Origin of the sequence: Epibacterium ulvae, assembly GCF_018678075.1 — a bacterium.
Classification (GTDB): domain Bacteria; phylum Pseudomonadota; class Alphaproteobacteria; order Rhodobacterales; family Rhodobacteraceae; genus Epibacterium; species Epibacterium ulvae_A.
Genome location: NZ_JAHHIR010000057.1, coordinates 1 through 5,514 on the forward strand (window position 1 = coordinate 1; position 5,514 = coordinate 5,514).

The 5,514-nt window shown below is 59.1% G+C and carries 5 protein-coding genes and 2 pseudogenes; 4 read left to right on the forward strand and 3 right to left on the reverse strand.

Translation table 11 applies throughout. The annotated features are described in order from the left end of the window. Positions 1-534, forward strand: a 534-nt coding sequence (locus KMP13_RS14020; RefSeq protein ID WP_215266507.1) for an IS91 family transposase, incomplete at its 5' end; no start/stop codon positions are given. A 669-nt stretch (positions 535-1,203) separates the two neighbouring features. Here the strand turns inward: KMP13_RS14020 and KMP13_RS14025 are convergent. Continuing rightward, positions 1,204-2,166, reverse strand: coding sequence for an acetyl-CoA carboxylase carboxyltransferase subunit alpha (locus KMP13_RS14025; RefSeq protein ID WP_215266508.1), 963 nt, complete (start codon positions 2,164-2,166; stop codon positions 1,204-1,206). 447 nt (positions 2,167-2,613) lie between these two features. Between KMP13_RS14025 and KMP13_RS14030 the strand changes: the two genes are divergently transcribed. Further along, a complete protein-coding gene (locus tag KMP13_RS14030; protein ID WP_251363865.1) occupies positions 2,614-3,483 on the forward strand; it encodes an AraC family transcriptional regulator in 870 nt (289 codons plus the stop codon). Between the two features lie 4 nt (positions 3,484-3,487). Here the strand turns inward: KMP13_RS14030 and KMP13_RS14035 are convergent, their stop codons facing one another. After that, entirely contained in the window at positions 3,488-4,084 is a 597-nt protein-coding gene (locus KMP13_RS14035; RefSeq protein WP_215266510.1) for a LysE family translocator, read from the reverse strand. Between the two features lie 72 nt (positions 4,085-4,156). Here KMP13_RS14035 and KMP13_RS14040 point away from each other — a divergent pair, with 72 nt between their 5' ends. Further along, positions 4,157-4,609: an Lrp/AsnC family transcriptional regulator gene (locus tag KMP13_RS14040; RefSeq protein ID WP_215266511.1), complete on the forward strand. Its 453-nt coding sequence runs from the start codon at positions 4,157-4,159 to the stop codon at positions 4,607-4,609. A gap of 665 nt (positions 4,610-5,274) precedes the next feature. On the opposite strand, the pseudogene KMP13_RS20575 reads toward KMP13_RS14040, so the two are convergent. Next, a pseudogene (locus KMP13_RS20575) lies at positions 5,275-5,409 on the reverse strand (IS110 family transposase); the annotation flags it as partial. On the opposite strand from KMP13_RS20575, the pseudogene KMP13_RS14045 reads away from it, so the two are divergent. Further along, a pseudogene (locus KMP13_RS14045) lies at positions 5,387-5,491 on the forward strand (IS5/IS1182 family transposase); the annotation flags it as partial. The pseudogenes KMP13_RS20575 and KMP13_RS14045 sit on opposite strands and share 23 nt — an antisense overlap. Between the last annotated feature and the right edge of the window lie 23 nt (positions 5,492-5,514).

Genomic DNA, 5,514 nt, shown 5'->3' on the forward strand with positions numbered 1-5,514 from the left:
GCCCAGGCGGACGCCTTCGCAACATGGCTCACCCCGTTCCGCAAATCCGAATGGGTGGTGTATTCCAAACCGCCCTTCGGCGGCCCGGTGGCCGTCCTCACCTATCTGAGCCGACATACTCACCGGGTGGCAATCTCGAACCATCGCCTCGTCAGCGCTGACGCCGATACCATCGCATTCCGCTGGAAAGACTATCGCGTCAAAAACAGCGACCGTCAGAAGATCATGCGCCTCGCCACGCCCGAGTTCATCCGCCGCTTTCTGATCCACGTCCTGCCAGACGGGTTCCACCGTATCCGGCACTACGGCCTGCTGGCCAGCGGCACCCGCAGAACCAACCTCACCAAAATCCGCGCGTTGCTCTGTGTCCAGTCGCCAGATCAGGCTGATGTCCAAGACGCCGAGCCAGGTGTCACCCCTCTCACACTGCCCGAACCATGCCCCTGTTGCGGCGGCCCCATGCGCATTATCCAGATATTCCGGCGCGGCCAGAAACCAATGTCGCGCGCGCCACCAACGGAACAAGCTGCATGAGCGAACGACCGCCAAATACCATCAACCTATGCTGGCTGCACGACGCAGCACCGGCACAAGCCTGTTGCGCTGATTGGTTGTCAGCACGGCTGCAGAGAACAATTCCACCAAGCTCAGCCTGCTGGTCAGTGCGAAGAGGCCGGGAACCTCGCTTGTCCAGCGCTGCGAAAAACGCCAAAAGGTCCGTCGAAAACCCCGTCGCAACAACCGTTCACGCACTTTCCCCATAGCCTCACCAAGACCCTCGCGGCTTCCACCTTGGGAGATTTTCCAACGCGGGCCGCCCGAGCACCAAGCGCAACCGTCACGCAGCGACCCGCTTCGAAAAATCTTCACCATTGCCGTCATTGTTAAATCGCAACTCATTGACTTGGGGCGCGCCGCCGCATGCGGAAAGCAGTGCACATCAATGACAAAACAGGTTTGGCAATAAAACTGATTATGAAATACTCTCTTTCCAATGTGTCATTCGTTTAAACAACCGGTCAGCTAAAGCGTGCACAATGTACGCCTTTTGGGGTGGGATCATTAATCCTGCGTTGGGACACAATCCATGTCTTTTGGCATTAAAACCGCCGACGAGAGGATGTGAAAGCGAGGCAATAATAGCAAGAAGAAAACCCGACTGAGGTCAGCCGGGTTTCAACAAAAACATGATGCGGTCTTGGTTTACGCGGCCAACCCTTTGGAGCCGATGGCGATGAACTTGTCGCGGCGGTCTTTGATCAGCGCGGTGGGGTCCATATCGCCCAGATCTGCCAGCATATCGGAAATGGCGCCGCGCACCGAAGCAAGGGTTGCGTCGCGGTCACGATGAGCGCCGCCCAGAGGTTCGGAAATGATCCGGTCCACCACGTCCAGTTCCAGCAGATCCTGGGCTGTCAGGCGCAGCGCTTCGGCGGCTTCGCGCATCTTTTCGGCGTCTTTCCACAGGATCGAGGCGCAGCCCTCTGGAGAGATCACGGAATAGACGGAATGCTCCAACATGGCCACGCGGTTTGCAGAGGCAAAAGCCACTGCACCGCCAGAGCCACCTTCGCCGATGATGACCGAGATCAGCGGCACGCCGATTTTCAGACACATCTCGGTGGAGCGCGCGATTGCCTCGGACTGGCCGCGTTCTTCTGCGCCTTTGCCCGGATAGGCACCGGCCGTGTCGACAAGCGTGATTACCGGCAGGCCAAAGCGGCTGGCCATATCCATCAGGCGGATCGCCTTGCGGTAGCCTTCTGGGCGCGCCATGCCAAAGTTATGTGTGATACGGCCCTTGGTGTCCGACCCTTTTTCGTGGCCGATCACAACTACCGGCTGGTCGTTGAAGCGCGCGAGCCCGCCCATAACCGCGAGGTCATCGGCAAAATTCCGGTCCCCGGCGAGAGGGGTGTATTCGGTGAACAGCTCGCGGATGTAGTCTTTGCAATGAGGACGGTCCGCGTGACGCGCCACCTGGCATTTCCGCCATGGGGTGAGGTCCTGATACAAGTCCTTGAGCAACTGCTCGGCCTTGGCGTCCAGCGCGGTGGCTTCCTCGGCCACATCCATCTCTTTATTGGCCCGCGCCAGAGCTCGCAGCTCTTCCGCTTTGCCTTCGATCTCCGCAAGGGGTTTCTCGAAATCGAGATAGTTGGTCATGGATGCCTCTCCGCACACAGTTTGCGAAGGCTATATGACCTTGGCCGCAAGCAAATGCAACCGGGCAGGCGCAGGGGGTGGACGTGTTGCGGGTGAAACATAGCTTCAGGCCCGGAGCCAAGGCAGCACTCCCGCCCGCGCGCGAACCGTCCCCATGGGGACGCTCCACTTGCCGTTGGGCATAGCGCCGCGCCTTTGGCGCGGCGCTATGCCCAAAATCCACCGCTTGCTCTGGCCGCAGGCCAGGGCAACCGTGTGGGTGCGGGAGCTCTACGCTGGTGCTTGGCACTCTGGCACGGGGAGGGCGGATCGGCGCATGCAGGGGGCCTGCAAACTCAGCAAGATTTGGTAAACTGCCCCATGGCACTCCCATGGGAGAAACAGGCCAGATGGTTATAAGTGCGAGGGCGGTGAGGGATGGTGCGAAACCAAGACACGAGGGGGCGGTTGTCGACATCGGCGCGGGCGACAAACCTGCACAATACCGAGCGGCGGCTACTGCGCGTGGTGGAACATATCCACACCGCCGCGCCAGATGATCTGTCGTTGGATCGCCTGGCCGAAGTCGCCGCCATGTCGCGGTTTCACTTTCACCGCGTCTTTCACGCGGTAACCGGAGAGACCGCTGCGCAGGCGACCCGACGCATCCGTCTGTATCGTGCAGCGATGAAGTTGGTGCAAGATACGCTGCCGATCGCGCAGATCGCCGGCGATGCGGGCTATGCCACCGTCCCTGCATTCTCGCGCGCCTTTCGTGCGAGCTTTGCCTTGCCACCTGGTCAGTTTCGCCAACAAGGACGGCTTGGCCCTGCGCCCGGCGTCCGCAAAACTGGAGAGCCTATAATGACATATGACGTGACCCTTGATACCCTGCCGGATCGCCGCCTTGCAGCCATTGCCCATCGCGGCGATTACATGGAGATTGGCAAGACCTTTGAACAGCTTAGCCTATTGGCAAACAGCTGCGCCTTGTGGCCTCATGTACAAGGGATGATAGGGGGCTATTTTGACGACCCCGATGCCACCCCACCCCAAGATCTGCGCAGTCTGGCTGCGTTGGAGTTGACCGCAGATGCAGACATCGCCGCGCGCCTGGAGGTGCAACGGCTCAAAGGCGGCGCCTCCGCAGTTTTGTTGTTCAAAGGGCCCTATGCGGGGCTACATGGTGCCTACAGATATCTCTATGGTGTCTGGCTGCCGCAATCGGGGCGCGAAGCCCGCGATGCGCCTCCTTATGAGGTTTATCTGGACAACCCGGCGGATACCGCGCCGGAGGATCTGTTGACGCAGATCTGCCTGCCGCTCGCCGCCGAGTAACACGCTATTTCAGCAGCAATGCCGCCAGCAGGGAGCCCACCAACAGGGCCGCCATAGTCCCGTTGAACAGACGCAGCCGCACGGGGTTGGTCAGGATGCGGCGCAATTGCTGCCCCAGCACAGTCCATGTGGTGGTGGAGATACAGCCCATCATCACATAGGTGCATGCCACCCAAAGGATCGCACCCAGCGTGCGGTCCGTCGCATAGAGGGTAATCGCTCCCAACGCCATGGCCCAGGCCTTGGGATTGACCCATTGAAAGGCTGCGGCTTGAATGAATGTAATGGGACGCCCGGAAGCCTTGCCCTCCCTCGGCGCGGCGGCATTGGCGATCTTCCACGCGAGCCACAGCATATAGACCACCGACAGACCCTCCATCACGCGGACCAGCGGCGGATAAAGGTCAAACAGCTGCATCACCCCAAGGCCCACGGGCACAATCATCATCGGAAAGCCAAGCCCCACCCCCAGCATATGCGGGACGGTGCGGCGAAAGCCAAAATTGGCGCCGGACGTCATCAGCATCAGGTTATTGGGTCCAGGAGTGATTGCAGTGCCAAGGGCAAATCCGGCTAGGGCAAGGAAGATTTCATATGTCATTGCGTGACTATGATCACAAAACCACCGAATGAAATTGTGTTTTGCGGAGTTTTGCGTCAAAGTTCACAACAAATGGCGAGAATAGACCAAATAAATCAGCAGATATTGCAAGAACTGTCTCGGTATGGGCGGATGTCCAATCTTGAGCTGGCAGATCGTGTGGGCCTGTCCCCATCCGCCTGTCTTCGGCGTGTTCAAGAGCTGGAACGGTCCGGTGTGATCACCGGCTACCGCGCGGTGCTTGACCGGGGCGCGCTGGGGCATGGGTTTGTTAGCTATATCGGGGTCGGCCTTGGCGAGCACACCAAGGACGCGCAAGAAAGCTTTGAGCGCGCGATGGAGCGGGCTCCGGAAGTGGTGGAGTGCCACAATATCACTGGCACCATTGAATATCTGCTACGGGTCGAATGCGCCGATCTGGCGAGTTACAAACAGTTCCACACGGATGTTTTGGGCACGGCACCCTATGTCACGTCGATCACTTCATATGTGGTGATGGGCTCGCCCAAGAACCTTCGGTGCTGACACAGGCAGGCAGAGGCGTTGCATATGCTGTGCGCGCCCCGCTGTCGCTTCTTTAAACAGCAGGCGTCACATTTCATGCGATCATGATCATCGGGCGGGCCTGCCATCCCCGTCCAGCAGGAGTTGGCCCTCGGACTGGCACCCCGGGGTGGAAAAAGACGTCTGTTCTGTGGGATCTCCCACCCGTTATGCGATTTGGTGGCGCCGCCACCTTATCTCCTAGGGCTGAACCAAGACGAAGGTCTGTGACAAGAGTAAAGCCAAGCTGCAAACCGGCGGGCATGTCACAAAAGCCTTGGCGGCCCAATTGGCATGTCGTGGGAGTGCTAACAAGATACTAGGTTCAGGGCTTCGGTAACGGGAGCACTTCTGTCAAGAGATTCCACGCAAACAAAATGATCCGCCGGAGCGGTGCTTTTAGTTCGTCGCGTCCGCGCTGCTTTCTCTCACAGCCTTTGACTGAGGTCCTTTGGGTACATGCTTCGGTTCGTGGTCAGCGCGACGGCTGCCAACAGGATGCTGGTTCGATGTAATTCCGATGTGCCCATCTCATAGGCGTGCTTGACGGATGTCAGCGACAGTCCTGACCACGGCATCATCGGAACCACGTCCCTGCGGGACCTCGAAAGCTTGCGATTAAGCAGGCAACGGTTCTGTGCTGGAGATCAGATCATTTTCGGCGCTGCATCTGTTTGGAACACGGAGCCATCGATCCAGTTTCGATGGAGAATGACAGCAATGCGGCGCGCGAGCCCGACCATCGCGATTTTGCGGCCACGCCGCTGCGCGAGCCTGGCTGCCGAGCACGGCGAACAGAAGACCGTCATGATCGACGCGACTTATCTCAAGGCCCACCGAACAGCGACCAGCATGGGCGTGAAGTAAGGAGGATTAGGCATTGGTCC

Excerpts from the sequence above, each read along its gene's own strand:
- KMP13_RS14025 (WP_215266508.1), bottom strand. The coding sequence starts at position 2,166 with ATGACCAACTATCTCGATTTCGAGAAACCCCTTGCGGAGATCGAAGGC.
- KMP13_RS14035 (WP_215266510.1), bottom strand. The coding sequence starts at position 4,084 with ATGACATATGAAATCTTCCTTGCCCTAGCCGGATTTGCCCTTGGCACT.
- KMP13_RS14040 (WP_215266511.1), top strand. The coding sequence starts at position 4,157 with ATGGCGAGAATAGACCAAATAAATCAGCAGATATTGCAAGAACTGTCT.